The following is a 1340-nucleotide window of genomic DNA, read 5'->3' as shown; positions in this document are numbered from 1 at the left end:
CGAGCCGCCGCTGGACGACGACCGGCCCGAGCCCGCCGTCCTCAGGGTGCGGATCAGCGCCGCCGCCGCCCGCGCGTTCAGCCGCCGGGCGCTCGAGGTGGTCGCCGCGGGCCGCCCGCCGTGCCCGCTGTGCGGCCGGCCGCTCGACCCCGAGGGGCACATCTGCGTCCGCCTCAACGGCCACCATCCCGGGGTGTTCTCGGCATGAGAGGCACGGCATGAGGCACGGCATGAGGCACGGCGTGAACGGCTGGAAGAGCGGCGGGGCGCCGCGCGGGCGGGGAACCGGATGACGACGGAGGACGAGGCGAGCATCAGCGACGTGGACGGGCCGGGGCTGGACGACGCGGCGGCGATGCGCCTGCTGCGGGAGGGCACCTTAGAAGTGGCCGGACGACTCGTCGAGGCCACGAACATGACGCTTTACTGCTCCATCAGCGACGGTGAGCACGCGGCGGCGTGCGTGTACAAGCCGGTGCGCGGGGAGCGCCCCCTGTGGGACTTCCCCGACGGCACGCTGGCGTCCCGTGAGGTGGCCGCCTACGAGGTGGCGGCCGCCACCGGATGGCGCATCGTGCCGCCGACCGTCTACCGGGACGGCCCCTTCGGCCCGGGGATGGTGCAGCTGTGGATCGACGCCGATCCCGAGGCCGACCTGATGGCCCTCATGCGCAGCCGCAACCCCGCGCTTCGCCGCATGGCCGTCTTCGACGCCGTGGTGAACAACGCCGACCGCAAGGGCGGTCACCTGCTGCCGCTGCCCGACGGGCACGTCTACGGGGTGGACCACGGGGTCTGCTTCGCGGTGGAGGACAAGCTGCGCACCGTGCTGTGGCAGTGGCGCGGCAAGACCCTGCCGCGCGAGTCGGTCAACGTGCTGGTGCGGCTGGAGCGGGAGATCGAGCGGGGCCGCCTCGGGCGGCGCCTGCGTGAGCTGCTGACCCAGGCCGAGGTGGAGGCCACGTGGGAGCGGGTCAAGAGGCTGCTGGCCACCGGGGTCCACCCGCACCCCTCCGAGGACTGGCCCGCGATCCCGTGGCCCCCGATTTGATCGCCGCAGACAGGCTTGCGCAAAACGTGTGGATTGTGCACTCTGCAGGGGTCTCTACCGATATTGGAGGGAACACGCATTGTGTACGGTCATCGTGAGCGTCGAGCCGGAGTCCGGCGCGCCGGTGCTCCTCGCGGGCGTGCGTGACGAGTTCGTCGTGCGGCCGTGGATGTCGCCGGACCGGCACTGGCCCGCGTACCCCGGCCTGGTCGGCGGCCGCGACCTGGAGGCGGGCGGCACCTGGCTGGCCGCCGACCCCGCGGGGCGGCGCGTGGCGGCGCTGCTCAAC

Annotated in this window: 3 protein-coding genes; all 3 read left to right on the top strand. The window is 73.4% G+C overall.

The features are described from left to right. Positions 1-208: DUF3090 family protein (locus AB0J39_RS39575; protein WP_363474356.1), on the top strand; the 208-nt coding region annotated here is incomplete at its 5' end. Positions 209-289: 81 nt separating this feature from the next. Then, positions 290-1051 carry an SCO1664 family protein gene (locus AB0J39_RS39570; protein ID WP_363474354.1) on the top strand — a complete coding sequence of 254 codons (762 nt, stop codon included), beginning with the start codon at positions 290-292 and terminating at the stop codon, positions 1049-1051. 79 nt (positions 1052-1130) lie between these two features. Then, a partial coding sequence (locus AB0J39_RS39565) for an NRDE family protein (protein WP_363474352.1) occupies positions 1131-1340 on the top strand: 210 nt, incomplete at its 3' end.

The organism is Microbispora sp. NPDC049633, from assembly GCF_040675265.1.
Taxonomy (GTDB): domain Bacteria; phylum Actinomycetota; class Actinomycetes; order Streptosporangiales; family Streptosporangiaceae; genus Microbispora; species Microbispora maris.
This window is presented reverse-complemented; position numbering and strand designations above follow the sequence as displayed.

Bases quoted from the DNA above. Each gene is read 5' to 3' on its own strand.
- AB0J39_RS39570 (WP_363474354.1), top strand. From the start codon at position 290: ATGACGACGGAGGACGAGGCGAGCATCAGCGACGTGGACGGGCCGGGG.